The following is a 25,195-nucleotide window of genomic DNA, read 5'->3' as shown; positions in this document are numbered from 1 at the left end:
TATCTAAGCATCGTCCAGATCGAAACGGATCGGACCGGGGCGGCCTTCCCAATCGCCGCGCCCGCAACAAACTCAAGGATGTGTGTGATGACCAATACCTTCTTCGCCTTCGAAACCGTTCTCGACCGCATGGCCGTGGGCTTCTTCCTGGCCGCCGCCGTCGGCGTCGCGGGCGCCCTGATCGGCATGGGCTTCTAGGCCTCGGCAGCTTTCGTGGCCGACGGGACTTGCGGATCCCCCCGCTGTCCCGCGGACATGATCGCCGCCAACGCCTTTGCCGAAGTGTTCGAAGCCGCCCGCGCTTTTTCGCCGGCGGCTTTTGCATGTCTTGATCCAGGCGGGCCGCGCGCCTAGGTCGGATGCTCCCGAGGCGGAACATCCCGCGCCGGGCCGGATTTTCCAGACATGACCTTTTCGCCCTCCATCGTCGAGATGCGCGCCGAGACGTACGCATGAGCGTGGCCTTCACCAAGGAAGGCGACAGCGAGGCCTTTGCCGCCGACCTGCTGGACCGCCCGATCTCGCCGCATCCGAACCTGGTGACGCCGGAGGGGCTGGCCCAGATCGAGGCGGCCCTGGCCCAGGCCCGCGCCGCCTACAGCGCCGCCCAGGCCGGCGGCGACGTCGCCCAGGACCGCACGGCCATGGCCCGCGCCACCCGCGACCTGCGCTACTGGTCCGCCCGCCGGGCCAGCGCCCAGCTGCGCGAGCGCGATCCGGCCGTCGAGGGCCTGCAGTTCGGCGGGACCGTCACCTTCGACCGCGAGGACGGCCGCCGCCAGACCTTCCGCATCATCGGCGAGGACGAGGCCGACCCGGCCCAGGGCTCGGTGTCCTATGTCTCGCCCGTGGCGCGGGCCCTGCTGGGCAAGGGCGTGGGCGACACGGCCGTCGTGGCCGGCGGCGAGGTCGAGGTCGTCGCGATAGGCTGAGCCTCAGGGCGTCGGCGCGGGGACCTCGAAGATGTCCATCCGCCCCGGACCCAGGGCCGGGCAATAGGCCGAATAGTACAGCGCCTCCGGTCGTTTCGGATCAATAGCGGGGCCGTTGTTGATCGCCTCCGAACAGTTGACCGGCGCCGCCAGCACGTGGCGCGGGCCAAAGCGCCCGTCGTCGCTGCGCCGCGCGCTGTGCAGGGCCACCCGGGTCTCGGCCTTCAGGTCGCCCGAGGCGAACACCAGGGTGCGGCCGTCGGCCAGGAGAGTGGCGTCGAAGTCGTCCAGCGGTCCGTTGACGCCCGGGCCCAGGCCGCGCACCGGGGCGTCGCCCGCCAGGTCGCCCTCGAACAGGTCCTGCCGGCCCAGGCCGCCATGGCCGTCGGACGAGAAGATCAGCTTGCCGTCGACGGTCGGGGCGGGCGCCCACTCGTCGCCGGGGGTGTTGAAGCGCGGGCCCAGATTGCGCGGGACGCCGAACGCCCCGGTCGCCGGATCGCGATCCACCGCGTAGAGGTCGTCGCCGCCCTGGCCGCCCGGGCGGTTTGAGAAGAAGTACACCGTGCGGCCGTCCGGCGAGAACGCCGGGTCGAAGTCGTTGTCGGGACCGTCGAACGACACCGCCGCCGGCTTGGACCAGCCTGCGCCGGCGCGGCAGGTCTGCAGGATGCGCCAGGCGGTCTTCGGCGCGCCGATCGAGCCCCACAGCACGCAGCGGCCGTCGGGGCTGAAAGCGGGACGGACCTCGGTGTCGGGCGAGTCGATCACGCCCGGCAGCAGCGGCGCGGGCGATCCGGCTCCTGGCGAGCCCGCCGCCAGGGCCTGGGCCAGGGCGATCGCGACGAGGGCGGGGGACGGCATGGCGAAAGGCTCCCGAATGTCGGTCGCCGACCATAGCCGCGATCCACCGCGCGCCAAATGCAACGGATGTCTTGGTTCTGTCGCCGAGTTGGCTCATCCTTTCCCTGCGTTCGGGAATGAATGGCGATTCCTGAGAATGCGTAGGAAGGAGGCCCGTCTTCAGTCCGATCGCGTACCCGCTTCATAGGAGCCCATCCGGCTCCCAAGTTCGCTGGAGCCCTCCGGGCTCCTCCCAAATTGACTGGAGCCCTCCGGGCTCCGGGGGGAGGCCCTGATGCAGGTGCTGTCCCGCCCACCGTCCGGCATGCCGGCGCTCGTGCTCAACGCCGACTACCGGCCCCTGAGCTACTACCCGCTGTCCCTCTGGCCCTGGCAGGAGGTGATCAAGGCGGTGTTCCTGGAACGGGTCGACGTGGTCTCGACCTATGACCACGTGGTGCATTCGCCCTCGTTCGAGATGAAGCTGCCCAGCGTGGTGTCGCTGAAGCAGTACGTGCCGCAGGATCGTCCCCCGGCCTTCACCCGCTTCAACCTGTTCCTGCGCGACGCGTTCAGCTGCCAGTATTGCGGCTCGCCCGACGACCTGACCTTCGACCACGTGATTCCCCGCTCGCGCGGCGGCCGAACCACCTGGGAGAACATTGTCACCGCCTGCGCGCCTTGCAACCTGCACAAGGGCGGCCGCACGCCGCGCGAGGCCGGCATGCAGCCCTTCCACGCCGCGCGCCGCCCCAGCATGCACGAACTGCAGGACCGCGGCCGCCGCTTCCCCCCGGGACACCTGCACGCCAGCTGGCTGGACTATCTGTACTGGGACATCGAGCTGGAGGCGTAGCGGCCAATCGATACTCGACCCCGTGCATGGTCCTCGTCCTTCGGCAGGCTCAGGATGAGGTCCATTCACAGGGCCAGGCCGTAGAAACCTCATCCTGAGCTTGCCGAAGGACGAGGTTTTCGGCCCTGGGGAGCTGGATATCGATCCACCGGAGGCCGCGCCGCCGAGTCGCGAAAAATGTCCAGGAAACAAAGCCTTCCGGCTCCGCTTGCTTCGACTCATCGCTGAGCAGACCCCAGGATAGGGGGCTCTCGACGGGAGGGTTCGATGCTTGCCAGTCCTTCAGCGCCTGCCGGCCCGACGCTGCACGAGCACGGGCGGGCGCTGTGCGTCAGGCGACGGTTGCGGTGGCTTTTGGCGGCCCTGGCGGTGGCCAATCTCGCGCTCTGGTCGGTGGTGTTCGGGCTGTCGGGCGCAACCTAGGCGCCGCTTCACGGGTTCTTCTTTCCAACGCCTCCGGGCGAAATTCGGGAGAGACCCCATGAACTTTGGCCGCAAGAAGGAAGAAGGCGGTCGCCACTTCACCCATGGCACCAGCGTCTCGACGGCCGACATGGCCAGCGACGGCAAGGTTCGCCACGAGGACAAGCATTTCGATGCGCCGCACGCTCGCGAGGCCGAGACCCCGCTGGCCGAAGGCGAGAAGCACGATCAGCTGGCCGAGAAGGTCGAGTGCTCGGAAAGCCGTCAGGAAGCCCTGCTGGACGAGGGGCTGGAGGAAAGCTTCCCGGGCAGCGACCCGGTCAGCGTCAAGCGCATCACCTGACGGCGAGGCTTTCAGGCCTGTCGCGGAAAGCGCCGCGCCGCCCGGCTGGCGAAGGTGGTCGAACCCTCGGCCTGCGGCTCGCCGGCCGGCGGCGGGAACGCGGCCTGGATCACCGGCGCCAGGCGGCGTCCGCCCCGGCGGCGGTCCTGGGCGGCGATCTCGGCGAAGCTGGCCCGGCCGCGCTGGCGGGCCAGGGACCGCAGGCTCTCGATATGGCTGGCCAGGTAGACCACGGCCACGCCGGCGGTGTCGGCCAGCAGGTCGCTGATCGAGGCGCTGCGGTCGGCGGTGAACATCTGGGCCACCTCGACGCTGGCGCCCAGCAGGACGGCGGCCAGGGCCAGGTCGTTGCGGCGCATCCGGGGGAAGGCCAGGAACGAGACGGCGACCAGGCCGCCGAAGGCGATGGCGTGGGCCGTCTTGTCGCTCAGGCCGAACACCTGCTCCAGGCCCGGCCAGGGGCCCAGCATCAGCACCGCGGCGGTCAGGGCGCCGGCGATCAGGACGGCGCGGGCGGTGGTCACGACATGGTTGGGCGTCAGCATCGGCTTCCTGGCTCGCAATGAGCCCAAAGCCTTAGGGCGCCTTGGCGTACAAGCCGTGAAGGAACAGGGTCAACGGAAGATGACCGGGCGCCGCCGCCATTCCGGGCGAGGCCCGGGCGCTTCGCACCCTTCCCATCACGTTCGGCGGGTTCCGCGTGAGGACGAGATGTCGTGCATCCAAGATCCTCCCCCTGTGGGGGAGGTGTCGGCGAAGCCGACGGAGGGGGGAGTGATCGGACGATGACTGTAACCCCGGATCGACGTCCCTAAAACTCCCCCCACCGATCGCTGCGCGATCGCCTCCCCCACRGGGGSAGGGGCTGGATTAGCCGGGTCTCGGCCAAATCGGATGACGTCCCGCCTCCTCAGCCGCTAGGGTCGCGGCGCCCCTGAAGGAGAATCCCATGCGTCCTGGACTGGTGCTGGCCGTGGTCGCCGTGCTCGCCGCCTCTTCGGCCTTCGCTCAGGACAAGTCCGCCGCCCCCACGCCCTATGACGCGGTCGACCCGTTCATCGGCACGGGCGGCGACGGCCACACCTTCCCCGGCGCGGTCGCCCCGTTCGGCATGGTCCAGCTCAGCCCCGACACCGACATCCTGCCGTTCAAGCAGAGCTATGCCCGCGCCGCCGGCTATCGCTACAGCGACCCGACGATCCTGGGCTTCTCGCACACCCACTTCTCCGGCTCGGGCCACTCCGACCTCGGCGACGTCCTGCTGGCCCCGGTCAGCGGCGAGGCGAAGCTGGAGCCCGGCGAGGCCGACAAGCCCGGCTCGGGCTACCGCTCGCGCTTCAGCCACGACGGCGAGGTGGCCCAGCCCGGCTACTACGCCGTGACCCTGACCGACAGCCAGGTGCGGGCCGAGCTGACGGCCGGCCTGCGCACCGGCCTGCACCGCTACACCTTCCAGAAGGGCGCGCGAGCCCAGGTGCTGCTGGACCTGCGCACCTCGATCTACAACTACCCGGGCAAGGTCAGCTGGTCGCGGATCCGCGTCGCCGAGGACGGCACGATCACCGGTTTTCGCGAGACCCGCGGCTGGGCGCCGGGCCGCCAGCTCTATTTCGCGATCCGCTTCAGCAAGCCGCTGGTCGGCAAGGCGCTGTACAACAAGGAAGCGGACGTCCCCTACAAGGGCTTCGCCCAGCCGGGCCGCACGCCGGGCGACCGCGCCCAGGTGGAAGGCCGGGCCCTGGTCGGCGTCTTCGACTTCGGGACGATCGACAGGCCGCTGGTGGCCAAGGTGGCGATCTCGTCGGTCAGCGAAGCCAACGCCGTGCTGAACCTTTCCAGCGACGAGAAGGCTTTCGACTTCGACGGCCTGCGGGCCCGGACCCGGGCCGACTGGGAAAAGGCCCTGGGGGCGGTCGAGATCTCAGCCCCGGCCGACACGCGAACCAATGTCTACACCGCCCTCTACCACGCCCTGCTGGCCCCCAGCGTGTTCAGCGACGTCGACGGCCGCTATCGCGGGCCCGATAACGAGGTGCATGAGACCAAAGGCTTCACCTTCCACTCGACCTTTTCGCTGTGGGACACCTTCCGGGCCGAGCACCCGCTGCTGACCCTGGTCCAGCCGGAGCGGCGCACCAGCGACGTGGTCAATTCGCTGATCGCCTCGCAGCAGGAGAGCCCTTACGGCATCCTGCCGGTCTGGCAGTTCCACGGCCAGGAGACCTGGACGATGATCGGCTATCACGCCGTGCCGGTGATCGCCGACGCCTGGCTAAAGGGCATCCGGGGCTTTGACGAGAAGGCGGCGCTGGACGCCATGGTCAAGAGCGCCACCTACGCCCCCTATGGCGGCCTGGGCGACTACATGACCCTCGGCTACGTGCCGATCGACAAGGAGCCGGAGGCCGCCTCCAAGACCGTCGAATACGCCTATGACGACTGGACCATCGCCCGCATGGCCAAGGCCATGGGCCGAAGCGACGTCGCCGCGACCTTCGAGAAGCGGGCGGGGAACTGGCGCAACAGCTTCGACGTCAAGACCGGCTTCCTGCGGGCCCGCAAGAGCGACGGGACCTTCCGCACGCCGTTCGACCCGACCGCGATCAACTATGGCTCGGACTACACCGAGGGCAACGCCTGGCAATATTCGTGGTTCGCGCCGCAGGACCTGGGCGGGCTGGTGGGGCTGATGGGCGGCGACGCGGCTACGGTGAAGAAGCTGGACGCCATGTTCGACTTCGACAATTCCAAGCTCGACTATTCGCACGCCGAGGACATCGCCGGCCTGATCGGCCAGTACATCCACGGCAACGAGCCCAGCCACCACGTGGCCTATCTGTACGACTACGCCGGCGCCCCGTGGCGCACCCAGGCCCGGCTGACCCAGATCGTGAAGTCGCAGTACCGGCCCGCGCCGGACGGCCTGTCGGGCAATGACGACCTGGGGCAGATGTCGGCTTGGCTGGTGTTCACGAGCCTGGGCTTCTACCCGGTGGCGCCGGGCTCGAACGAGTACGTGATCGGCCGGCCGTTCGTGGAGCGGGCGGTGCTGAACCTGCCGAACGGCAAGCGCTTCACGGTGCGGGCCGTGGGGCTTTCGGACGCCGCGCCCTATGTCGCCGCCGTGACCCTGAACGGCAAGCCGCTGCCCAGGAGCTTCCTCCGCGACGCCGAGATCCGGGCCGGCGGCGAGTTGGTCTTCACCATGGGCGCCACGCCGAACAAGGCCTGGGCGACAGGGGTGAAGGACCGGCCGATGTCGATGACGGGGTATGAGAAATAGGGCGGGGTCACGGAGCCTTGAAGTTGGCGCAGGCGGTTGCGCCATGCGCCTGGTATTCCGCTATGGGCGGCAGGGCCACGGCCGCGCGCCGGGCGTCCAGGCCGTCAGGGTCCTTGACCGGGAGCGGCTCCCAGCGACCGGGCGCGACGCAGTCGCCCTGGGTGCCGTAGGTCTGCAGCGCCTTGGCGTTCACCGCCACCCGGTCGGTGAGATAGGCGTAGTTGATCCGCGCCCCCACACCGGTCTCCCCGGCCAGGAGGGGGAGGACGGCGCGCTGGAAGGCGGGGTCGCGGTCGGCGTGCTGCAGGATCAGCCAGGCGCGCTGGTTGGCGACTTCACCGTCGCGGGCGGTGGTGAACCAGCCGGAGGTGCGCCACTCGGCCTTCAACCAGGCGGTGTTTTCGGCGTCGACGCCGCAGGTCTTGGCCGACAGGGGGCGGATGACCATCTGACGCCGCGGTCCCTGGGGCATGGCCTCGACGTCGTGGAAGGTATGACGCCAGGCCTGGTCCCGGGCGACGCGGGCGAAGAGCTGGCGATGGCGGGGATCGCTGGCGGCGACGGCCGCCTTGGCGTCGGCGCGCACGCCGTCATAAGCCCGGCCGACGTCCTCGCCGTTCAGGGCCTTGGCGACGCGGGCGTAGATCTGGTCAAGCTGGTCGTTGGCGGCCTTCCAGTCGGCCCGCCAGGCGGCGGCGTCGCGGGCCTGGAGGGCGCTGGCCAGGCCACCGCGCACGAAGGCCTCGGCCTCGGTCTCGCAAGCGTCGGGCGCGGCGGCCAGGCGCGCCGCGAACGCTTCGTCCAAGGTCTTGCTCAGGGCCGCCGTCTGCTCGTCGCCCAGTCGTTCACGCAGGGCGGCGTAGTCGAAGGCGCGGGCCGCGGCCGGGTCCTCCAGCAGGGACGCCACCGGCGAGGGGGCCGCGGTCGCCGCGACCAGGACCAGGGCGCCGGCCGCACCGGCCAGACGAAGAAACGCAGTCACCGTCACGCCCTCATCCTCGATCAACTCTCGGTGGCAGGCTCCCTCACGGCGCGATCCAGGTCAAGCTTCGGCCGCTCAGCGGGGCTTGAAGGCCAGGGCGTCGACCAGGACGCCCGGCTCGCGGGCGGTCAGCACCACCCGGTGGGGACCGCCGGCCAGGCTCAGGCCGCTGGCGGCGCCCAGACGCCCGTCCAGCACGCCCTGGGCCCAGACCGCGTCGCCGGGTTCGCGCCGGACGGCGATCTCGACGGGGGCCCCGCCGTCGACGGCGACCGCCAGGCGCAGGGCGCCGCCGGCCGTCAGCGGGAAGGTGGGGATCAGATCGACCGACAGGCTCCAGTCGCCGGGCGGCAGGGTCACCGCGCAAGCCAGGGACGAAGCCGCCGCGCCCGACTGCATCGCGCCCTGGCCGCGGCCCAGGCCGTCGACGCGCGTCCAGCCGGCGCCGGCCGCGACGGACTCGGCCTGGATGACGATCGGAGCGGCGGCGTCGGTCTTGGCCGAAGGGGGCGGTGCGGCCGGTTCCGGCCCGGCCCCGACCAGAGACGCGGCGGGCAGCACCGGCGGGGTCAGGCGGAACGACTTCCACTGGCCGTCGGCCGGCTCCACGGCCATCAGCCCGCGCCACTTGCCGCCGGCGATTTCGGCGTTGTAGCGCTCGGTCAGGGCGGCCAGCTCCGCGTCGGCCCGACGGGCCAGGGCTCCGCGTCGCCGCGCCTCCAGCGGGGCGGCGTCGGCCAGGCGGTCGTGGGCCTCGGCGTCGAAGAAACGGTGGTTGGCCGCCGCCGCGGCCTTCACGGGATAGGCGACCAGCTCGAAGAAGGCGTCCTGCTGGTCCGGCTTCAGCCGCGCGGCGACGGCGTCGACCCGGGCGGACAGGGCGTCGAAGGCGGCCAGGCGCGCCGCCGCGGCCTCCAGCGACAGGTCGCTCATTCGCGGCTTTTGGCCGGGCAGCTGCCATTGCAGGTGCTCGGGCTTGCGCTCGAAATTGAGGCCGTACCAGCGGGCCATGAGGTCGGCGACCTCCGGCCCGGCCTCGGCCCCGAACTCCCGCGCCGCCCAATCGGCCAGGAACCCCCGCCAGCCGGCCTTGCGGAAGCCGTCGACGTCCCAGGCCAGGGCCAGGAACAGCTCCGTATTGATCTCGGCCGGCTTGAGGTCACCGACATTGGCCACCCACAGCCGCCGGGCGCCCAGGTCGTAGGCCTGGCCCATCTGCTGCTGGATCAGGGCCGGCGGCGTGGTCGACAGCCAGATGTAGGACAGCGGCGCGCCCAGATAGGACAGGTGATAATAGACGCCCGAGCCGCCGGCCCGCTTCCGCTCGGCCGCGTCCGGGAACTGGCGGATGTAGCCGAAATTGTCGTCCGGCCAGACCAGGGTGACGTCGTCGGGAACCTTGAGCCCGCCGCGATGGACGTCCAGCACCTCCTTGTAAGGGGTGAACACCTGCGGCGCGCCCTCGAGGTCACGCTCGGTCAGCAGTCGGCGCTGGTCGGCGAAGATCTTTTCCAGCAGCGCCTTGCGGCCCTCCAGACTGTCGGCTCCGACCATGCCGCTGTCGTGGATGCCGCGCATACCCAGGGTGTAGAGGTTCTCGTACCCGCCATTGGCCTGAACCCGCTCGCGCCAGTAGCCCAGCACGCCACCGCGATTGCGCGCGTAGTCATAGTCGGCGGCCGGGGCCTTCCACTCGCCGACATTGTTGCGCAGCATCGGCTCGGCGTGGGACGAGCCCATGACGATGGCGTAGCGATCGGCCAACCTGGCGTTGGCCGGGTCGCCGTTGAACGGCGCGGTGGTCGGATGCATGGCCGGCCACAGGGTGTTGGCCTTCAGCCGCAGCAACAGGTCGAAGACCTTGGCGTAGGTCTTGGGCCCGATATTGCCGGTCTCAGGCTCGAAGGTGTGGGCGGCCCAGGGCTGCAGGCCCCAGTCCTCGTCGTTGAGGAAGACGCCGCGATACTTGACCGAGGGCGGACCAAAGCGGCGGGTCCCGGCCGCCACGTACAGGCGATCGCGGCGCGGCGGCGCCACGTCGGCCCACCAGCGCCAGGGCGAGACGCCGATCGCCTGGGACAGCTCGTAGACGCCATAGGCCGTGCCCCGCCGGTCGGACCCGACGATGAGCAGGGCGCGGGGCACGCCCGGCGCGGGCCTGTCCACGACGGCGATGACGAAGCTTTCCCAGGCGCCCTTCAGGTGGCGGACGTCGAGACGGCGGTCGGCGACCAGGCGGTCGATGGCGGGGTTGCGGCCCAGCGTCCCGATCCAGACCTGGGGGCGGCCCGGGGCGCCGCCGTCGGCGCGGACCTGGGCCGACTGCCCGCTTACGGCGGCTAGGTCGTCGGCGAAGCCCTGGGCGGCGAGGCCGGCAACCGGGGCGTCGTCCGGGCTAACGACCAAGTCGGCGACGGCGTCGGGCGCCAGCAGCGGAAAGGCGCCGGCCGCCGGACGGTCCAGGATCCAGGGCGAGGGCGGAGCGGCCAAGGCGGCGGAGGCCCAGAGGCCGGAGATCAGGAGCGTCGCGATCCGGGCGATCGATGCCAGCAAGTCTGCCTCCCAGGCCGCCTACGCGAACTGTTCACAAAATGAGAGGAAAGTTCACATCATGCAATGAAGTCGCGGGGAAGGGCCGCTTAGAGCGGGACCTAGAACCCCAGACAGACCGGCTGCGTGACGATCATCACCGCCTCCTGGGAGAAGCGGGCCTTGTACGCCGCCCGCACCGCCTCCAGCCGGTCCTCGCCGCCGGTGCGGCCGGGCAAGGCGAGGATCACCACCTTCGACGGCTCGCGGACGATCGGCCCGGCCTTGGAGCGCCACTGGCCGGCGGCGTCCAAAATGGTCAGGCCGTCGGGGAAACGCGGGGTCAGCTCCTCGTCGACGAAGCGGGCGAAGTCGGCGTCCGACACGCCGACCTGGTCGCCGATGTCGCGGCCGAAGAATAGCTGGGCGGTGCGGCCGTGACTCTGGCCGGCCGGGCAGGCCGCCGGCGCCAGGCTGGCGCAGCCGCAGAGCAGCGTCGCGCCGGCCAGCAGGAGCGCCAGCGCGGTCCGCATCTAGCCCCCTACCGCCAGGTCGTCGGCGTGGATCATCGGACCTTCGGTGAAGCCCAGCTCGGCCTCGATGGCGTCGGAGCGCAGGCCGGCGATGCGGTGGGCGTCGGCGCTGTCGTAGCGGACCAGGCCCCGGGCCACTTCGCGGCCGGTTTCGTCGCGGACCCGGACGGCGTCGCCCTTGTCGAACGGCCCCTCCACAGCGCGGACCCCGGCGCAGAGCAGGCTCTTGCCGCTGGCCAGGGCGACGGCCGCGCCGGCGTCGACGGTCAGCCAGCCCTGGGGCGCCAGCGAACCGGCGATCCAGGCCTTGTAGGCGGCGGCGGGCGAGGCGCCGGCCTCGATCACCGTGGCCGGGGCCCCGTCCTCGATGGCCTGCAGCGGCGCCGGGCGCGAGCCCAGGGTGATCACGGTGGCGCAGCCGGCGGCCCGGGCGATGCGGGCGGCGGCGATCTTGGTGGCCATCCCGCCGGTGCCGACCCCGGCCGAGGCGTTGGCCCCCTCGGCCATGCCGGCGATCTCGGGGGTGATCTCGGAAACGCGGTCGATATGGGTGGCCGACGGGTCGCGGCGCGGATCGGCGGTGTAGAGGCCGTCGATGTCGGACAGCAGCACCAGCAGGTCGGCGCCGACCATCTGGGCGACCCGGGCGGCCAGGCGGTCGTTGTCGCCGTAGCGGATCTCCTCGGTCACCACGGTGTCGTTCTCGTTGACCACGGGCACGACATTCAGGGCGATAAGGGTCTCGGCCGTGGCGCGGGCGTTCAGCCAGCGGCGGCGAACCTCGGTGTCGTCGCGGGTCAGCAGGATCTGGGCGGCGCCGATCCCGTGCGGCTCCAGCGCCTCCTCCCAGGCCCGCATCAGCACCGACTGGCCGGCGGCGGCGGCGGCCTGCTTCTCAGGCAGGGTCAGGGACTTGCGTCCCGTCAGGCCCAGGCGCCGACGGCCCAGGGCCACGGCCCCGGACGACACCACCACCACCTGCTGGCCTCGGGCCCGCAGCCGGGCCACGTCGGCGCAGAAGGCCGTCAGCCAGGCGCGGTCCGGCGCGCCGGTGGCGGCGTCGACCAGCAGGGCGGAGCCGACCTTGAACACCACGCGCCGAGCCCTGGCGAGCGCCTCCCCCGAAACGCTCATCTAAGGCTTCCAGCCCCCGGGGGTTTCCTCGACATGGTCCTCGTCGTCCTCGATCTCCTCGATCGCGTCGCCGCGGCGGATGCGCACCTGGGTGTAGGCGGCGCGCAGCAGTTCGGTGACGCCCTCGCCGGACACGCCGGAGACCAGCATCGGCTTCGTGCCGGCCACGGCCTCAAGCTCGGCGGCCTTGGCCGCGCGGGTCTCGTCGTCCAGGGCGTCGATCTTGTTGAGGGCCAGGATCTCGGACTTGTCGGCCAGCTCGTCGCCATAGGCTTCCAGCTCGCCGCGGATCGTGGTCCAGGCCCCGGCGATGTCGTCCTGGGTGGCGTCGACCAGGTGGATCAGCACGGCCGAGCGTTCGACGTGGCCCAGGAAGCGGGTGCCCAGGCCCGCGCCTTCGCTGGCGCCCTCGATCAAGCCGGGGATGTCGGCCATCACGAAGCGTTCGCTGGTGGAAAGGTCCACCATGCCCAGGTTGGGGGTCAGGGTGGTGAACGGGTAGTCGGCGATCTTGGGCTTGGCGGCGCTGGCGGCGGCCAGGAAGGTCGACTTGCCGGCGTTGGGCAGGCCCACCAGGCCGACGTCGGCGATCAGCTTCAGCCGCAGCCAGACCCACAGCTCCTCGCCCTCCTGGCCGGGATTGGCGTACTTCGGCGCCTGGTTGACCGGGCCCTTGAAGTGCAGGTTGCCCCAGCCGCCGTTGCCGCCCTTGGCCAGGCGCAGGGTCATGCCGGCGGTGTCGAGGTCGGCGATCAGGGTCTCCTTGTCCTCCTCCAGCACCTGGGTGCCGACGGGGACCTTCAGGATCACGTCCTCGCCGGCCGCGCCATGGCGCGCCCGACCCATGCCGTGGACGCCCGTCCCGGCCTTGAAGTGTTGCTGGTAGCGGTAGTCGATCAGGGTGTTGAGGCCCTCGACCGCCTCGATCCACACGTCGCCGCCTCGCCCGCCGTCCCCGCCGTCGGGACCGCCGTATTCGATGTACTTCTCGCGTCGGAACGAGACCGCGCCGCCGCCGCCGTTGCCGGAGCGGACATAGATTTTGCACTGGTCCAAGAATTTCATGAGCGTCTTTTGTCCCAAGGCGGCTTTCGCGTCGAGCCGAAACCCGCCTACGGCCAAGCCAGGAAGGGTCTTGGGCGGTCGATTCGGGCCGCGAAGCGTCGCTTTGCCGCGCCGAACCGTGTTCGCCATCGTGACGAAATGTTAAAACTGATCATGCGACAAACGGTCCTATGAACACGGTGACAGGACTATTGCGCGGGGAGGGCTGGCGTTGACGACGATTTCGGACGCCGAGTTTGCGCATGACCTCCAGGATCTGACGCTGCCGACCCTGTGTCGCAAGTACACCCACGAGGCGTCGCTTCATCGCAACATGCTGATGAGCCGGGGCACGGGCCTGGCGCCGGAATGGCGCGATTTCCGCGCCTTCCTGATCGCCGTCGGCCGTCGCCCGAGCGACGAGCACAACTTCATCCTGCTCAATCGCAATGAACGCACCTACGGCCCGGGCCGGGCGCGATGGATGACGCCAGACGAGCAGGCGGTCCACGAGGAAGAATTCGACCGCCAGCAGGCCGCCAAGAGCCGCGAGGCCCATCAGTTGGTGCACCAGGCCGCGGCGATGAAGCGGGCCAGCGCTCCCAACGCCCCGAACTTCGGCCAGTGGACGCCGATGGCCGGCCGGCAGGTGGCCTATACCGACGTGGCCAAGCGCCTGGCGATCCCGATCAACGCGCTGAACAAGACCATGGCCGACGGCCGCACGGCCGACGAGCTGGTCAAGCGCTCGGGCTCGGCCCAGGAACTGATCAATCCGGACCTGCAGTGGCTGCCGCCGGACCCGACCCGCAAGGCCAACTTCTTCGAGGCCTTCCGCATCTGGCACATGCAGGTGCAGCCGCAGTTCGCCCGCGCCGCCACCCCCACCTTCCTGTTCCTCTACATCGCCCTGCCGGTGATGAAGGAGTGCCGGGACGAGCTGATGGGCCTGAACCTGTGGAACCCGCTGGGCCAGCGGGCCATGAACGCCCGCGACACCCACGTGGCGTGGAAGAAGTACTGCGAGTTCATGCCCCGCGCCCAGGTGGCGATGATGGAAATTCCCATCTACGCCACCTATTCGCTGCTCAGCGACCTGGACGCCCTGTGCGAGCGGATCGTGGTCGCCGAGAAGCGCTTCCGCGAAGGCCCGCAGAAGGTCGTCGCGACGCACCGGGCCGCTTAGGGCTCACGCCAGCCAGACCATCATCCGCGTCGGCACGGGCTGGCCCCGGGCCGTCGACGGCTTGTGCTCGACGACGCCCGTATACAGGAAGCCGGTCTTGATCAGCACCTGGCCCGAGGCGGGGTTGTCGGCGAAGTGGCCGGCGACGACCAGCTTCTTGCGCCAGTCCTGCCGGGCCCAGGCCAGGGCGCCGTGGGCGGCCTCGGTCGCCAGGCCGCGGCCCCAGTAGGGCCGGCCGATCCAGTAGCCCACCTCCAGGTGGCCGACCGGCGGCGTGAAGAAGCCCAGCACCCCGACCACGCCCTCGTCTTCGTGATCGATCACGAAGGTGGCGTCCTTGCGCGGGTCCTGGACCTGGCAGCGGGCCACGAAGCCGTCGGCGTCGCCCTGGCTGTAGGGCCACGGCATGCGGGTGGTCATCTTGGCGATCGCATAGTCGTCGCACAGCGCCGCGATCCGCGGCGCGTCCTGGCCGCCAGGAGTCCGCAGCCTCAGGCGCGGCGTCTGAATGATCGGAGCTTTCTCGATCACGCACATGGCGCGTCTCCCGTTCTCGGTCCTTCTAGGTGGGGACCGTGTCGCTCGGATTTCAGGCCTGAGGTCCTTTTGCGGCCAAGAAATTTCAAGCGCGGACAAAACAAAAGCGGGGAGTCCGGCGTCCGGACTCCCCGCTTGGGTTTCGTCTGTCCGGATCGTCTTTCTTTTGGAAAGCGCGACCCGGTTTCTACGCGGTTCGCGCTATTCGGCGGCCTGGGCCGGAGCAGCTACGTTCACGTAGGTACGGTTGTTGCGCTTGGTGACAAAGCCCACCGCGCCCTCGATGAGGGCGAACAGGGTGTGGTCCTTGCCCATGCCGACATTGGCGCCCGGGTAGAACTTGGTGCCGCGTTGACGGATGATGATGTTGCCGGCGGCGACCTTCTGGCCACCGAACTTCTTCACGCCAAGGCGGCGACCGGCCGAGTCGCGGCCGTTGCTGGACGAACCGCCAGATTTCTTGTGAGCCATGGTGGCCTCCTAGTTCCTTTGATCTGGTATCTCGAAAGAGACCTGGATCAAGCTAATCGTTCATCGAGCCCCGTGAGGGTCTCAGGCTTCGGCTTCCGGAGCGGTCTCGGCGGCGGCCTTCTTCGGCGCGGCCTTCTTCTTCGGAGCGGGGGCGGCTTCGGCCTTCACCGGAGCGGTCGGGATCGTCGCCGGAACGGCGGCGTCACCCAGGCCGCGGGCGCGGGCGTTCAGGATCACCTTGGGGGTCAGGTCGATGGCGCCGTCCCACTTGGTTTCCTTGCCGCCGCCGGCGACCGAGGTCACGCGGATGACCGACTCGGTCTGGCGGTGGCCGCGGGTGCGGCGATAGCCCTGGCGACGGATCTTCTTGAAGATCTTCACCTTCTCGCCCTTGCGGGTTTCGAGCAGGGCGCCGGTAACGACAGCCCCTTCAACGAGGGGGGCGCCGACCGTCACGGCCTCGCCTTCGCCAAGCATCAGGACTTCGCCGAAAGCGACTTCCGCGCCCGGTTCACCGTCGAGCTTTTCGACAACCAGCAGGTCGCCGGCTTGGACCCGGTACTGCTTGCCGCCGGTTTTGATCACCGCGTACATAGGTTAGCGCCTTAAGAAACGTGCGTTCGCAAAATAGGGAACGCCCGCGAGGAAACCCTGCGGGCGAGAGGGGCGCACTTATACCGTCGAAAGTCGTTGAGTCAACGGCAACGGGACAGGCGGCTTGACTAAAATCGCGGCGCAACCCTAGCCCCGCCAAACCTCGGGATAGGGCGGCATCGGACCATCCAGGGCCTGTCGCAAGCGCCAGGCTTCCTCGTCGTCGTCGATCTCGCTAGCCAGGCACTCCAAACGCTCCCGTACAGAGGGGCCGGCTAGCCAGGCGGAATAGGCTTCGTACGGGACATATTCATCGCTCGACCCGAACGGTGGCCGGGCGTCTTTCCGCCTGAGGATTTCCGAGCAGACAGCATCGGCCAGATGCAGCCCCGCCAGCGGAGCGCTGGTCTCCAGCCAGGCGGTCAAACGCGTCTGGATCGGTTCACCCAGCGTGATCAGGCCGCGCAGCCAGTCCTCGGCTTCTTCTTCCTCCAGCGAGGTGCGCAGCGCCTGGCGCCAGGCCGCGTCAAACGCTGTGACGATCGCGGCGCGCTCATCCGCCGGCCAATCGGAGAATTCACCGTAGGCGATCTTCCCCGCCAGGCTCTCGGGATCGCCGCCCACATGAACCCGCCCGGTTCCTTGCACCGCCAGTTCCAGAATGCGCGGCAGGAAATGCTTGTAGTCGTTCACGCCGCCGATCGTCGTCATGGCCCAGCCCATGTAGCCATTGATGTCGTCGCTGGTCAGTTCGGCCAAGTTCCTGGCGGAAAGCCGGGCCAGCACGCGCTTGGGATCACGGGTGGGCGCCGCTTCGAGAGTCCCTGGGCGGGAATAGTGGCGGAAGGCGGCGTAGACCGCGTCCAGCGCGGTTTGCAGATCGGGTTCCGGCGTCATGGCCGCGCTTCATAACATGACGGACGAGATGCCGCGCGCGAAGCGAAGAGAGATGCTGGCGTGTTATTTTATAACAGTATATAGCCGGTGGCGTGAACACGACCTTCTTCGCCTCCGTCGCCGCCACCGGTTTCGCCGTGGCCTTCCTGCACGCCGCCCTGCCCACGCACTGGCTGCCGTTCGTGCTGGTCGGACGCGCCCAGAGGTGGACCACCGGTCGCACCCTGGGCGTCACCCTGCTGGCGGGGCTGGGTCATGTGGGCCTGACCATCCTGCTGGGTCTGGCCGTCGTGGCCGCGGGCCTGGTGGCTCAGCCGCACCTGGGCGACTCCTTCCACTGGATCGTCGGAGCGCTGATGGCGGCGATCGGCGTCTTCTATCTGGTGCGCGGCCGCCATCGGCACGCGACGATGGACGGAACCCGCAAGTTCGCCTCTGACAAGGCGGCGATCACCGCTCTGGTCGTGCTGCTGACCCTGTCGCCGTGCGAGGCCTTCCTGCCTTACTACCTGGCGGGGATGGAGCACGGCGTGGTCGGCTTCGTCGTGCTGAGCGCGGTGCTGATGACGGCCACGGCGGCGGGCATGCTGGTGTTCACGGGCCTGAGCCTGGCGGGCTTCAACCGCCTGGGCCTGGAGCGTCTGGAGCAATATGAGGAACTCATCCTCGGCGCCGCCCTGATCGTGATCGGCGCGGCCGTGGCGTTCCTGAAGACCTGAGGGCGTTTCCGTCCGCCGGGATGAGCGGTTTACAGGATGGAATAGAGCCCCGCTTCCCCCGACGCCTCTTCGCTCCTAAATAGCGCGCATGACCCAGACCTCCGCGCAAACCGGCAAGATCCCCGTCACCGTGCTGACCGGCTATCTCGGCGCCGGCAAGACCACCCTGCTCAACCGCATTCTCACCGAGGAGCACGGCAAGCGCTACGCCGTGATCGTCAACGAGTTTGGCGAGGTCGGCATCGACAACGACCTGGTGGTCGGGGCCGACGAGGAAGTGTTCGAGATGAACAACGGCTGCGTCTGCTGCACGGTGCGCGGCGACCTGATCCGGGTGCTGCAAGGCCTGATGAAAAGGAAGGGCGGTTTCGACGCCATCGTCGTCGAGACCACCGGACTGGCCGATCCGGGGCCGGTGGCCCAGACCTTCTTCGTCGACGGCGACGTCAAGGCTCGCACCTATCTGGACTCGGTCACCGCCGTGGTCGACGCCAAGCACATCCTGCTGCGCCTGGGCGACAGCAAGGAGGCCGTCGAGCAGATCGCCTTCGCCGACCAGATCGTGCTGAACAAGACCGATCTGGTCTCGGAAGACGACCTGCGCCATGTCGAGGCCCGCATCAAGCGGATCAACCCGCTGGCCCCGATCCACCGCGCCCAGCGCTCGAACGTCCCGCTGGACGCCATCATCGGCAAGCACAGCTTCGACCTGGAGCGGATCACCGAGCTGGAGCCGGAGTTCCTGAACCCGGCCCATGGCGAGGACGGCCACGTGCACGACGAGCACTGCGGCCACGACCATCACCATCACGATCATGACCATCATCATCATCATGGCCACGACCACCATCACCACGACGCCAAGAGCGACATCCACGACGACGGGGTGAAGGGAATCTCCCTGACGCTGAACAAGCCCGTCGACGGCCAGAAGATCACCACCTGGCTGAACGAGCTGCTGGCCCGTCGCGGCCCCGACATCCTGCGGGCCAAGGGCATCATCGATGTGCGGGGCGAGGAGCGCCGCCTGGTGTTCCAGGCCGTGCACATGATCCTGGAAGGCGACTTCCAGCGCCCGTGGACCGACAAGGACAAGCGCTACAGCCGCATGGTGTTCATCGGCCGCGACCTGGACGAGGCCGAACTGAGAGCGGGGTTCGAGGCGACGGCGGCTTGATCCGCAACTTGCCCGCACCTGACCGCTCCGCGGTTTGTCGCGGGGAGGGGGCGGAACCTTCGCTTAAGGCTCTTCCCCTATGGGGGAAGACGGCCGAAGGCCCGTAGGGGGCAAGTGATCGCGCTTCCACGTCGATCTTTAATGCAGGTCCTCGTTGACGATCCCGATCTGGGTCCAGCCTTCGGTGTGGACCCGGTCGATCACCCCCATCAGCGCCTCGTAGGGCACGTCCGCCTGGGCGCTGACCATCAGGCGCTGATCCTTGCGCGGGCCCTGTTGGCCGCTCGCGGCGAAGCTGGCGCTCAGGTCCTGGGCCAGGGTCCCCAGGCTGGTGGGCCGCCCCGCCAGATAGAGGGCGCCGGAGTTCTGGATGGTGATCAGAACGGGCGGCTTGGGCGGGATGGCGGTGTCCCTGGCCGGCGGCATGTCCAGCTTGATGGAGGTCGTCGCCATCGGCACGGCGACCATGAAGATGATCAGCAGCACCAGCAGGATGTCGACGAACGGCGTGACATTGATGTCCGCGTTCTGCCGGATCGCATAGGCTCCGCCGCCGCCGCCCGCGAGTTTCGCCGCCATGACCTGTCTCCTCCTTTTGCCCAAGTGTTGGGGACCGATTGAAGTTACAGGTGTAGTTTCTCTGCTTTCTTACATTTGTAAAGCGCCGACGCGACGGGCCTGAAACGACGGGCATGAAAAAGGGGCCGGACGCTTGGCGTCCGGCCCCTGATTTCTCGCCGATCGGCGAAGACCTAGTGGATGTCTTCGTTGATCAGGCCGACCTTGTACCAGCCGGCGGTCTGCAGGGCGTTCAGCACGCCCATGAAGTCGGCGTAGGTCACGTCGGCGTCGGCGCGGACCATGACGCGCTGGTCGTCCTTCGGGCCGGCTTGGCCGGTGGCCGTGAACTTGGCGTCCAAGTCGAATTGCAGGTTGTCGAGGCTGGTCTGCTTTTCAGCGACGTACAGCGCGCCCGATTTCTGGATCGAGATGAACACCGGCTCCTTCGGCTTCGGAGCGTTCGGCGGCGGCGGGGTCGCGGGGGGCAGGTCGACCTTGATCGCCACGGTCGCCATCGGCACGGCGACCATGAAGATGATCAGCAGCACCAGCAGGATGTCGACGAAGGGCGTGACGTTGATTTCGGAGTTCTGGCCGAGCGAATAACGACCGCCCCCACCGCCAGCAAGTTTAGCCGCCATAGCCTGACTGTCTCCCAAGGGCCGCGTCTGTCGCGGTCCCGAAAAATGTTAGATCGCCACGTCTGGCGCAGACGGGCGCGGAAGTAAAGCCCGACGACGCGGCGCAATGGCAACCCCTTTTGTGAGTCTTTTTGGCGGAACGGCGTTCAAATGCCGGGTTCTCCGCACCCTGCTCGCGCCCAACGCGCATTGACGCGCGACTAGGCGCCCGGAGCGCGGCGCGGTATGGCGCGCGGATGATCTATTCCTTCGACGCCTATGTCACCGCCGCCCTGTTCGACCGCGCCGGCCGCGCCGCCTTCGCTCTGGGCGACGGCACGGTCAGATTCGAATCCGAAGGCGGTTTCGTCACCGTGGAAGCCCATGCCGGCGCCATCCTGGCCGCCGCCGTCCACCCGTCGGGCCGGGGGATCGTCACTGGCGGCGACGACGGCAAGGTTGTCTGGAGCCGGGTCGAGGGCGACGAGGTGGCCGCCACCCTGGTGGCCGAGGTCAAGGGCCGCTGGATCGAGCACGTGGCCGCCAGCGCCGCCTCGGGCCTGATCGCCTTCACGGCCGGCAAGGAGGCCCACGTCCGCGACTCGGCCGATCCGACGTTCCTGCGCGTCTTCCCGCACGAGCGGACCGTCTCAGGCCTAGCCTTCGACCCGAAGGGCCGGCGCCTGGCCACGGCCGGCTATGGCGGCGTCTCGCTGTGGTGGGCCAGGATCGAGGGCCAGAAGCCGCAGGTGATGAAATGGGCCGGCAGCCACATCGCCGCGGTGTTCAGCCCCGACGGCAAGTTCCTGGTCTCGTCGATGCAGGAGAACCAACTGCACGGCTGGCGCCTGTCCGACGCCAAGGACATGCGGATGGGCGGCTATCCGGCCAAGATCAAGAGCCTGGCCTTCTTCGACAAGGGCAACCTGATGGTCACGGCCGGCGCCAACGGCGCGGTGGTCTGGCCGTTCGCCGGCGCCAACGGCCCGATGGGCAAGGAAGCCGCCGAGATCGGCTTCTCGCGCGATTCGATGGTCGTGCGGGTGGCCGGCGTTGAGGCCCTGCCCGTGGCCATCGCCGGCCAGGACAACGGCAAGATCTGGGGCGCCCACATGCGCTCCGGCCGGATCGAGACCCTGAAGGCCGAGAAGGGCGCGGCGATCAGCGCCCTGTCGGTCTCGGCCGACGGCGGCCGCCTGGTGTGGGGCGACGAGGACGGCGAGGCGGGAATCATCGCGATTCCGGCGATGGACACGCGGTTCTAGGGATCAAATCCGCTCATCCCGGCGAATACCGGGACCCAGATCCCATAGCGGTGTGGCGGGCTGGATGCGCTCGGAGCTTATGGAACTCACCTCAAAGCCATTCCATCTGGGTCCCGGCATTCGCCGGGATGAGCGGAATTATTGTATCCCTGCCAGCGCTTTCACCACCGCCGCCACCGTCTCCTGGTCTGTGTCCCGCAGCCCGTCCTGTACGAAGCCCAGCTTGTAGGCGCGGTCTTCGTGCCCCTGGCCCAAGCCGTAGGTCATCGGTCCGCTGCACGAGCCGTGCACCTCGCCCACGCCGGTCCGCGCCACCAGCTCGGCGACGTTCGACGGATTGACCCCGCCGCCGGCCAGGATGGCGATGCGGCCGGCCGCGCGTTCGACCAGCAAGGCGATCGTCTCGGCCCCGGCCATGGCGTTCAGGGCGCAGCCCGACGTCAGGATCCGCTCGAAGCCCAGGTCGATGGCGGTCTCCAGCGCCGCGAACGGGTCCGGCGTCAGGTCGAAGGCGCGGTGCAGGGTCACGCCCAGGCCCTCCGCGTGGGCGACCAGCATGGCCAGGGCGTCGACGTCCAGCTCGCCCGATGGGGCGTTGGCGCCGATCACCACGCCCGCCAGGCCGGCGTCCCGAGCGGCGTCGATGTCCCGCAGGATGGCGTCGAGGTCCTCGCCGCCGTAGACGAAGTCGCCGTTGCGCGGCCGGATCATCGGATAGATCGGGATTTCCGCCTCCGCCGCGATCGCCATCAGCCCCGGCGCCGGGGTCAGGCCCTGCAGGGCTAGGGCCGAGCACAGTTCGATCCGATCCGCGCCACCCGCGATCGCCGCCGCCAATCCGGCGGGCGTATCGACACAGACTTCCAGGATAATGCGGTCGGGCATCTTCGCCTCTTCCAGGCTCGTGCTAGGGGATTCGCGGACAAGGTTGTCGGCAGCGTTCTTGGAGCACACCCATGCTGAATCGCAGAGGCCTAATCGGCGCGTCCTTGATCGGATCGGGGCTGGTGGGCGCCCGTGCGGCGTCCGCCGCCGAGCCGACCGGCGGCGCGGGGATCCAGCTGACCCGGCCCTGCGTGATCTCCACCTGGGACTTCGGCGTGCCGGCCAACCAGGCGGCCTGGGCGATCCTGAGCAAGGGCGGGCGGGCGCTGGACGCCGTCGAGGCCGGGGCCCGGGTCCCCGAGCAGGACCTTAAGAACCACAGCGTCGGTCGCGCCGGATATCCCGACCGCGACGGCCACGTGTCGCTGGACGCCAGCATCATGGACGAGCAGGGCAATTGCGGCGCCGTCGCCGCCCTGGAGCACATCGCCCACCCGATCTCGGTGGCCCGGGCGGTGATGGAGAAGACTCCGCACGTCCTGCTGGTCGGGGCCGGCGCCCTGCAGTTCGCCCAGGAGCAGGGCTTCCCGCGCGAGGAGCTGCTGACCCCCGAGTCGCGGGCCGCCTGGGAGGCGTGGAAGAAGGACGCCAAGTACGCCCCCAAGGCCAACAGCGAGGTCGGCGACTACGGCAAGACCTCGGGCCAACTCGGCACGCCGGGCGGAGCGGGCAATCACGACACCATCGGCATGCTGGCCCTCGACGCCCAGGGGAACCTGTCGGGCGCCTGCACCACCAGCGGCATGGCCTGGAAGCTGCGCGGCCGGGTCGGCGATTCGCCCATCGTCGGGGCCGGGCTCTATGTCGACAACGACGTCGGCGGGGCCACCTCGACCGGGGTGGGCGAGGAGGTGATCCGCAACGTCGGCAGCTTCCTGGTGGTCGAGCTGATGCGCCAGGGCCGCTCGCCCCAGGACGCCTGCAAGGAAGCCGTCGCCCGGATCCTGAAGAAGAAGCCGCAGGCCAAGGACATCCAGGTGGGCTTCCTGGCCGTGAACAAGCAGGGCCAGGTCGGGGCCTGGGCGATCCAGAAGGGCTTTACCTACGCCCTGTGCGACGGGGCGCGGCAGGACCGGCTGGTCGCGGGCCAGAGCTTCTATTGAGGAGGCTGCTGAGCGGCGGGCCGTTCCGATCCGCCGCTCAGTACCAGCCGGCCTCGCGCAGCACGCGGGCGTAGGCGCGGCTGACCGGCGCCTCGACGCCGTTGGCCAGGATCAGGGTGGCGCGGCCGTCGCCTCGCCGGGCGTCGCGGACCGCCGCCTTGGCCACCCACCAGGAGCGATGGGTCTGGGCGCCTTCGATGCCCTCCAGTTCGGCCACGGCGTCGGACAGGCGCAGCAGGATCAGGTCCTGGCCCTTGGAGGTGTGCAGGCGCAGATAGTGGTCCTCGGCCTCGACGGCGTAGATCTCGCCGCCGCGCAGGCGAGGGGGCAGGCGCTCGAGGAAGCGGGGCGGCGGCGCTTCCGGCGGCGCGGCGTGGGTCTCCACCGGGCGGCGCGTGGCCAGGGTCATCAGGGCGGTCATGCCGCTGGTCATCAGCAGGGTGACGCCGAAATAGGTCGCCGCGACCCGCGGGGTCAGGGGCGAGCGGCCCCCGGCCAGCCAGACCAGCACCGTGAACAGCGGGGTCAGCACCACGACGATGATCAGGGCGCGCCACCAGGTCGAGGCCAGGCCCGGCCACAGTCCGCCCACCGCCTGGGCCACGGTGGTGCCCAGCACAGCGCCCAGCGTGGACAGGCCGATCCAGTAGCCCAGGCGCGGTACCAGGGGCGTGTCGCTGGTGCCGAGCGCGCCGACCAGGGCCAGGAAGACGCCGGCGATCACGGCCACCGCCAGCGGCCGCAGGTAGCTGCGCAGGACGGCCGGGATGGGCGTGTCCGTTGGCGCTTCGCCAATGGCGGCGGCCCGCCGTTCACGAACTGCCGACGCTTTCTCACGCACCTTCGGATGACCCCCGTCGCCGCCGATCCTAAGCCGGATCCGACCTTGATCGCCCCGGTACGGCGCGATCGCTTCGGGAGAAACAAGATGTCCGACACCAGCCTGTCAATCGGCCCCGCCCGCTTTATCCGCGTGGTCGCCATCGGCCTGGCCGTCACCGTGGGGCTGATCCTGGCGACCGGCGCCACCCAGGGGCATGGGCCGGGCGCGGTGCTGGGCGGCCTGGCGCACCTCAAGGGTCACCTGCATGCGCCCCATCTGGGCCTGCTGGCGTCCGCGCCGATCCAGATCCAGGTCCACGTGGCGGCCGTGACCACCGCCCTGGCGATCGGCGTCGTCCTGATGCTGGGCCTGAAGGGAACCACCGTGCACCGCACGCTGGGCTGGGCCTGGGTGATCGCCATGGCGACGGCCGCGGTCTCATCGCTGTTCATCCACCGGTCCAATCCCGGCGGCTACAGCTTCCTGCACCTGTTCGCCGGCTGGACCCTGATCGCCCTGCCCATGGGCGTGTTCGCCGCCCGCAAGCACAATGTCCGCCTGCACGGCCGGACGATGACGGGCCTGTTCGTCGGCGGCCTGCTGATCGCCGGGGCCTTCGCCTTCCTGCCCGGCCGGCTGATGTGGCAGATGGTGTTCGGCTGAGAGCCTCCCGCTTGCCAGATCCGCGCCCGCAGGCCTACGAACGGTCAAGCAAAGCGCGGACCACGGAACATGACGCAAGTTCGAGCCTCTCGCGCCCAGCCCGCCCCCCGCGCCAAGCCGGCCGGACGCGGCCGACCGTCCAAGGCCGCGGGGCGGGACCTGAAGGAGACCATCCTCGACGCCGCCGAGGGGCTGTTCGCACGTCACGGCTTCCACGGCGTCACGATCCGCCAGGTGGCCGCCGAGGCCGGCGTCGACACCGCCCTGATCCACTACTATTTCGGCGCCAAGCGCGAGCTGTTCGACTCGGTGTTCCTGCGCCGGGCCGAGATCCTCAACACCGCCCGCAGCGTCTCCATGGACGCCTACGAGAAGAGCCATGCCGGGACCATGACGGTCGAGGGGGTGATCGAGGCCTTCATCGAGCCTCTGCTGCGCATCTCCCAGGACGGCGGCCAGGGCTGGAAGAGCTATTTCGCCCTGGTGGCCCAGGTGAACAACACCCCGGCCTGGGGCGGCGAGACCATGGCGCGGTTCTTCGATCCCGTCGTCCATCGCCTGGTCGAGACCCTGAAGGTGGTTCGTCCGGACGCGGCCTATCGCGACCTCTACTGGAGCTACCAGTTCCTGACCGGCTCGATGATGCTGGCCCTGTCGGAGACCGGCCGTATCGATTCCCTGTCCAACGGCGAATGCCATTCCAGCGACCTGGGCGCGGTGCGGGCGCGATTGTTCGCCTACTGCGCCGCCGGCTTCGAGGCCGTGATCGCCCGCGCCCCCCAGGGCTGATTT

The 25,195-nt window shown here is 69.4% G+C and carries 27 protein-coding genes; 12 read left to right on the top strand and 15 right to left on the bottom strand.

Annotation, left to right across the window (positions count from 1 at the left end; translation table 11 throughout):
* Positions 1-452 precede the first annotated feature (452 nt).
* Positions 453-932, top strand: coding sequence for a transcription elongation factor GreA (gene greA, locus ASD47_RS13215; RefSeq protein WP_056757079.1), 480 nt, complete (start codon positions 453-455; stop codon positions 930-932).
* A 3-nt stretch (positions 933-935) separates the two neighbouring features.
* On the opposite strand, the gene ASD47_RS13210 is transcribed toward greA, so the two are convergent.
* Entirely contained in the window at positions 936-1,796 is an 861-nt protein-coding gene (locus ASD47_RS13210; RefSeq protein WP_056757076.1) for a PD40 domain-containing protein, read from the bottom strand.
* Between the two features lie 271 nt (positions 1,797-2,067).
* On the opposite strand from ASD47_RS13210, the gene ASD47_RS13205 reads away from it, so the two are divergent.
* The 3 genes from ASD47_RS13205 (at position 2,068) to ASD47_RS13200 (ending at position 3,397) form a co-directional block, all read left to right on the top strand.
* Positions 2,068-2,631 (top strand): HNH endonuclease, encoded by a 564-nt coding sequence (locus ASD47_RS13205; RefSeq protein WP_132090956.1) that lies wholly within the window; start codon positions 2,068-2,070, stop codon positions 2,629-2,631.
* Positions 2,632-2,898: 267 nt separating this feature from the next.
* The gene (locus tag ASD47_RS26655) at positions 2,899-3,054 is read left to right on the top strand and encodes a hypothetical protein (RefSeq protein ID WP_156402237.1); all 156 of its coding nucleotides are present in this window, start codon (positions 2,899-2,901) and stop codon (positions 3,052-3,054) included.
* A 58-nt stretch (positions 3,055-3,112) separates the two neighbouring features.
* Positions 3,113-3,397: a hypothetical protein gene (locus ASD47_RS13200; RefSeq protein ID WP_082564606.1), complete on the top strand. Its 285-nt coding sequence runs from the start codon at positions 3,113-3,115 to the stop codon at positions 3,395-3,397.
* Positions 3,398-3,408: 11 nt separating this feature from the next.
* Here ASD47_RS13200 and ASD47_RS13195 read toward each other — a convergent pair whose 3' ends face one another.
* Positions 3,409-3,942 (bottom strand): VanZ family protein, encoded by a 534-nt coding sequence (locus ASD47_RS13195; RefSeq protein WP_056757071.1) that lies wholly within the window; start codon positions 3,940-3,942, stop codon positions 3,409-3,411.
* A 404-nt stretch (positions 3,943-4,346) separates the two neighbouring features.
* On the opposite strand from ASD47_RS13195, the gene ASD47_RS13190 reads away from it, so the two are divergent.
* Positions 4,347-6,680 (top strand): GH92 family glycosyl hydrolase, encoded by a 2,334-nt coding sequence (locus tag ASD47_RS13190; protein WP_056757068.1) that lies wholly within the window; start codon positions 4,347-4,349, stop codon positions 6,678-6,680.
* A gap of 7 nt (positions 6,681-6,687) precedes the next feature.
* Here the strand turns inward: ASD47_RS13190 and ASD47_RS13185 are convergent, their stop codons facing one another.
* The 5 genes from ASD47_RS13185 to obgE form a co-directional block, all read right to left on the bottom strand.
* Positions 6,688-7,662 (bottom strand): DUF6624 domain-containing protein, encoded by a 975-nt coding sequence (locus ASD47_RS13185; protein ID WP_156402236.1) that lies wholly within the window; start codon positions 7,660-7,662, stop codon positions 6,688-6,690.
* 75 nt (positions 7,663-7,737) lie between these two features.
* Positions 7,738-10,215, bottom strand: coding sequence for a glycosyl hydrolase 115 family protein (locus ASD47_RS13180; RefSeq protein ID WP_056757063.1), 2,478 nt, complete (start codon positions 10,213-10,215; stop codon positions 7,738-7,740).
* Between the two features lie 98 nt (positions 10,216-10,313).
* Positions 10,314-10,724: a DUF3574 domain-containing protein gene (locus tag ASD47_RS13175; protein ID WP_056757059.1), complete on the bottom strand. Its 411-nt coding sequence runs from the start codon at positions 10,722-10,724 to the stop codon at positions 10,314-10,316.
* Positions 10,725-11,858, bottom strand: coding sequence for a glutamate 5-kinase (proB, locus tag ASD47_RS13170; RefSeq protein WP_056757055.1), 1,134 nt, complete (start codon positions 11,856-11,858; stop codon positions 10,725-10,727).
* Positions 11,859-12,923: a GTPase ObgE gene (obgE, locus tag ASD47_RS13165; RefSeq protein ID WP_056757052.1), complete on the bottom strand. Its 1,065-nt coding sequence runs from the start codon at positions 12,921-12,923 to the stop codon at positions 11,859-11,861.
* A gap of 211 nt (positions 12,924-13,134) precedes the next feature.
* Between obgE and ASD47_RS13160 the strand changes: the two genes are divergently transcribed.
* On the top strand, positions 13,135-14,088 hold the full coding sequence (locus tag ASD47_RS13160; RefSeq protein WP_230983747.1) for a hypothetical protein: 954 nt from the start codon (positions 13,135-13,137) through the stop codon (positions 14,086-14,088).
* Positions 14,089-14,091: 3 nt separating this feature from the next.
* On the opposite strand, the gene ASD47_RS13155 is transcribed toward ASD47_RS13160, so the two are convergent.
* The 4 genes from ASD47_RS13155 to ASD47_RS13140 all read right to left on the bottom strand — a co-directional run bounded on the left by ASD47_RS13155 (position 14,092) and on the right by ASD47_RS13140 (position 16,587).
* Positions 14,092-14,625, bottom strand: coding sequence for a GNAT family N-acetyltransferase (locus tag ASD47_RS13155; RefSeq protein WP_056757048.1), 534 nt, complete (start codon positions 14,623-14,625; stop codon positions 14,092-14,094).
* Positions 14,626-14,826: 201 nt separating this feature from the next.
* On the bottom strand, positions 14,827-15,096 hold the full coding sequence (gene rpmA, locus ASD47_RS13150; RefSeq protein ID WP_028038841.1) for a 50S ribosomal protein L27: 270 nt from the start codon (positions 15,094-15,096) through the stop codon (positions 14,827-14,829).
* An 81-nt stretch (positions 15,097-15,177) separates the two neighbouring features.
* The gene (rplU, locus tag ASD47_RS13145; protein ID WP_056757044.1) at positions 15,178-15,690 is read right to left on the bottom strand and encodes a 50S ribosomal protein L21; all 513 of its coding nucleotides are present in this window, start codon (positions 15,688-15,690) and stop codon (positions 15,178-15,180) included.
* A 147-nt stretch (positions 15,691-15,837) separates the two neighbouring features.
* Complete coding sequence (locus ASD47_RS13140) at positions 15,838-16,587, bottom strand: hypothetical protein (RefSeq protein WP_056757041.1); 750 nt, start codon at positions 16,585-16,587, stop codon at positions 15,838-15,840.
* Between the two features lie 92 nt (positions 16,588-16,679).
* Here ASD47_RS13140 and ASD47_RS13135 point away from each other — a divergent pair, with 92 nt between their 5' ends.
* Both ASD47_RS13135 and ASD47_RS13130 read left to right on the top strand, forming a co-directional pair.
* The gene (locus ASD47_RS13135; RefSeq protein WP_056757038.1) at positions 16,680-17,306 is read left to right on the top strand and encodes a hypothetical protein; all 627 of its coding nucleotides are present in this window, start codon (positions 16,680-16,682) and stop codon (positions 17,304-17,306) included.
* A gap of 88 nt (positions 17,307-17,394) precedes the next feature.
* Positions 17,395-18,483: a GTP-binding protein gene (locus tag ASD47_RS13130; protein ID WP_056757036.1), complete on the top strand. Its 1,089-nt coding sequence runs from the start codon at positions 17,395-17,397 to the stop codon at positions 18,481-18,483.
* A 138-nt stretch (positions 18,484-18,621) separates the two neighbouring features.
* Here the strand turns inward: ASD47_RS13130 and ASD47_RS13125 are convergent, their stop codons facing one another.
* Positions 18,622-19,062, bottom strand: coding sequence for a biopolymer transporter ExbD (locus tag ASD47_RS13125; protein ID WP_056757034.1), 441 nt, complete (start codon positions 19,060-19,062; stop codon positions 18,622-18,624).
* Between the two features lie 173 nt (positions 19,063-19,235).
* A complete protein-coding gene (locus tag ASD47_RS13120; RefSeq protein WP_056757031.1) occupies positions 19,236-19,685 on the bottom strand; it encodes a biopolymer transporter ExbD in 450 nt (149 codons plus the stop codon).
* A 236-nt stretch (positions 19,686-19,921) separates the two neighbouring features.
* Between ASD47_RS13120 and ASD47_RS13115 the strand changes: the two genes are divergently transcribed.
* On the top strand, positions 19,922-20,929 hold the full coding sequence (locus ASD47_RS13115) for a WD40 repeat domain-containing protein (protein WP_056757029.1): 1,008 nt from the start codon (positions 19,922-19,924) through the stop codon (positions 20,927-20,929).
* 138 nt (positions 20,930-21,067) lie between these two features.
* On the opposite strand, the gene ASD47_RS13110 is transcribed toward ASD47_RS13115, so the two are convergent.
* Positions 21,068-21,814, bottom strand: a complete 747-nt coding sequence (locus ASD47_RS13110; RefSeq protein WP_056757027.1) for a copper homeostasis protein CutC — start codon at positions 21,812-21,814, stop codon at positions 21,068-21,070.
* Positions 21,815-21,885: 71 nt separating this feature from the next.
* Between ASD47_RS13110 and ASD47_RS13105 the strand changes: the two genes are divergently transcribed.
* Positions 21,886-22,917, top strand: a complete 1,032-nt coding sequence (locus ASD47_RS13105) for a N(4)-(beta-N-acetylglucosaminyl)-L-asparaginase (protein WP_056757024.1) — start codon at positions 21,886-21,888, stop codon at positions 22,915-22,917.
* A gap of 37 nt (positions 22,918-22,954) precedes the next feature.
* On the opposite strand, the gene ASD47_RS13100 is transcribed toward ASD47_RS13105, so the two are convergent.
* Entirely contained in the window at positions 22,955-23,758 is an 804-nt protein-coding gene (locus ASD47_RS13100; protein ID WP_082564605.1) for a LytTR family DNA-binding domain-containing protein, read from the bottom strand.
* Positions 23,759-23,845: 87 nt separating this feature from the next.
* Between ASD47_RS13100 and ASD47_RS13095 the strand changes: the two genes are divergently transcribed.
* A complete protein-coding gene (locus ASD47_RS13095) occupies positions 23,846-24,403 on the top strand; it encodes a DUF2306 domain-containing protein (RefSeq protein ID WP_056757195.1) in 558 nt (185 codons plus the stop codon).
* A 69-nt stretch (positions 24,404-24,472) separates the two neighbouring features.
* Positions 24,473-25,192 (top strand): TetR/AcrR family transcriptional regulator, encoded by a 720-nt coding sequence (locus tag ASD47_RS13090; protein ID WP_056757021.1) that lies wholly within the window; start codon positions 24,473-24,475, stop codon positions 25,190-25,192.
* Positions 25,193-25,195 lie beyond the last annotated feature (3 nt).

The organism is Caulobacter sp. Root1472, assembly GCF_001426985.1.
Classification (GTDB): domain Bacteria; phylum Pseudomonadota; class Alphaproteobacteria; order Caulobacterales; family Caulobacteraceae; genus Caulobacter; species Caulobacter rhizosphaerae.
Note: the sequence above shows the minus strand (reverse complement) of the source record. Positions and strands in the feature narration are given on the sequence as shown.

Coding starts and splice junctions, on each gene's coding strand:
- greA (WP_056757079.1), top strand. CDS start 453: ATGAGCGTGGCCTTCACCAAGGAAGGCGACAGCGAGGCCTTTGCCGCC.
- ASD47_RS13210 (WP_056757076.1), bottom strand. CDS start 1,796: ATGCCGTCCCCCGCCCTCGTCGCGATCGCCCTGGCCCAGGCCCTGGCG.
- ASD47_RS26655 (WP_156402237.1), top strand. CDS start 2,899: ATGCTTGCCAGTCCTTCAGCGCCTGCCGGCCCGACGCTGCACGAGCAC.
- ASD47_RS13200 (WP_082564606.1), top strand. CDS start 3,113: ATGAACTTTGGCCGCAAGAAGGAAGAAGGCGGTCGCCACTTCACCCAT.
- ASD47_RS13195 (WP_056757071.1), bottom strand. CDS start 3,942: ATGCTGACGCCCAACCATGTCGTGACCACCGCCCGCGCCGTCCTGATC.
- ASD47_RS13190 (WP_056757068.1), top strand. CDS start 4,347: ATGCGTCCTGGACTGGTGCTGGCCGTGGTCGCCGTGCTCGCCGCCTCT.
- ASD47_RS13175 (WP_056757059.1), bottom strand. CDS start 10,724: ATGCGGACCGCGCTGGCGCTCCTGCTGGCCGGCGCGACGCTGCTCTGC.
- proB (WP_056757055.1), bottom strand. CDS start 11,858: ATGAGCGTTTCGGGGGAGGCGCTCGCCAGGGCTCGGCGCGTGGTGTTC.
- obgE (WP_056757052.1), bottom strand. CDS start 12,923: ATGAAATTCTTGGACCAGTGCAAAATCTATGTCCGCTCCGGCAACGGC.
- ASD47_RS13155 (WP_056757048.1), bottom strand. CDS start 14,625: ATGTGCGTGATCGAGAAAGCTCCGATCATTCAGACGCCGCGCCTGAGG.
- rpmA (WP_028038841.1), bottom strand. CDS start 15,096: ATGGCTCACAAGAAATCTGGCGGTTCGTCCAGCAACGGCCGCGACTCG.
- rplU (WP_056757044.1), bottom strand. CDS start 15,690: ATGTACGCGGTGATCAAAACCGGCGGCAAGCAGTACCGGGTCCAAGCC.
- ASD47_RS13140 (WP_056757041.1), bottom strand. CDS start 16,587: ATGACGCCGGAACCCGATCTGCAAACCGCGCTGGACGCGGTCTACGCC.
- ASD47_RS13130 (WP_056757036.1), top strand. CDS start 17,395: ATGACCCAGACCTCCGCGCAAACCGGCAAGATCCCCGTCACCGTGCTG.
- ASD47_RS13125 (WP_056757034.1), bottom strand. CDS start 19,062: ATGGCGGCGAAACTCGCGGGCGGCGGCGGCGGAGCCTATGCGATCCGG.
- ASD47_RS13120 (WP_056757031.1), bottom strand. CDS start 19,685: ATGGCGGCTAAACTTGCTGGCGGTGGGGGCGGTCGTTATTCGCTCGGC.
- ASD47_RS13115 (WP_056757029.1), top strand. CDS start 19,922: ATGATCTATTCCTTCGACGCCTATGTCACCGCCGCCCTGTTCGACCGC.
- ASD47_RS13110 (WP_056757027.1), bottom strand. CDS start 21,814: ATGCCCGACCGCATTATCCTGGAAGTCTGTGTCGATACGCCCGCCGGA.
- ASD47_RS13105 (WP_056757024.1), top strand. CDS start 21,886: ATGCTGAATCGCAGAGGCCTAATCGGCGCGTCCTTGATCGGATCGGGG.
- ASD47_RS13095 (WP_056757195.1), top strand. CDS start 23,846: ATGTCCGACACCAGCCTGTCAATCGGCCCCGCCCGCTTTATCCGCGTG.
- ASD47_RS13090 (WP_056757021.1), top strand. CDS start 24,473: ATGACGCAAGTTCGAGCCTCTCGCGCCCAGCCCGCCCCCCGCGCCAAG.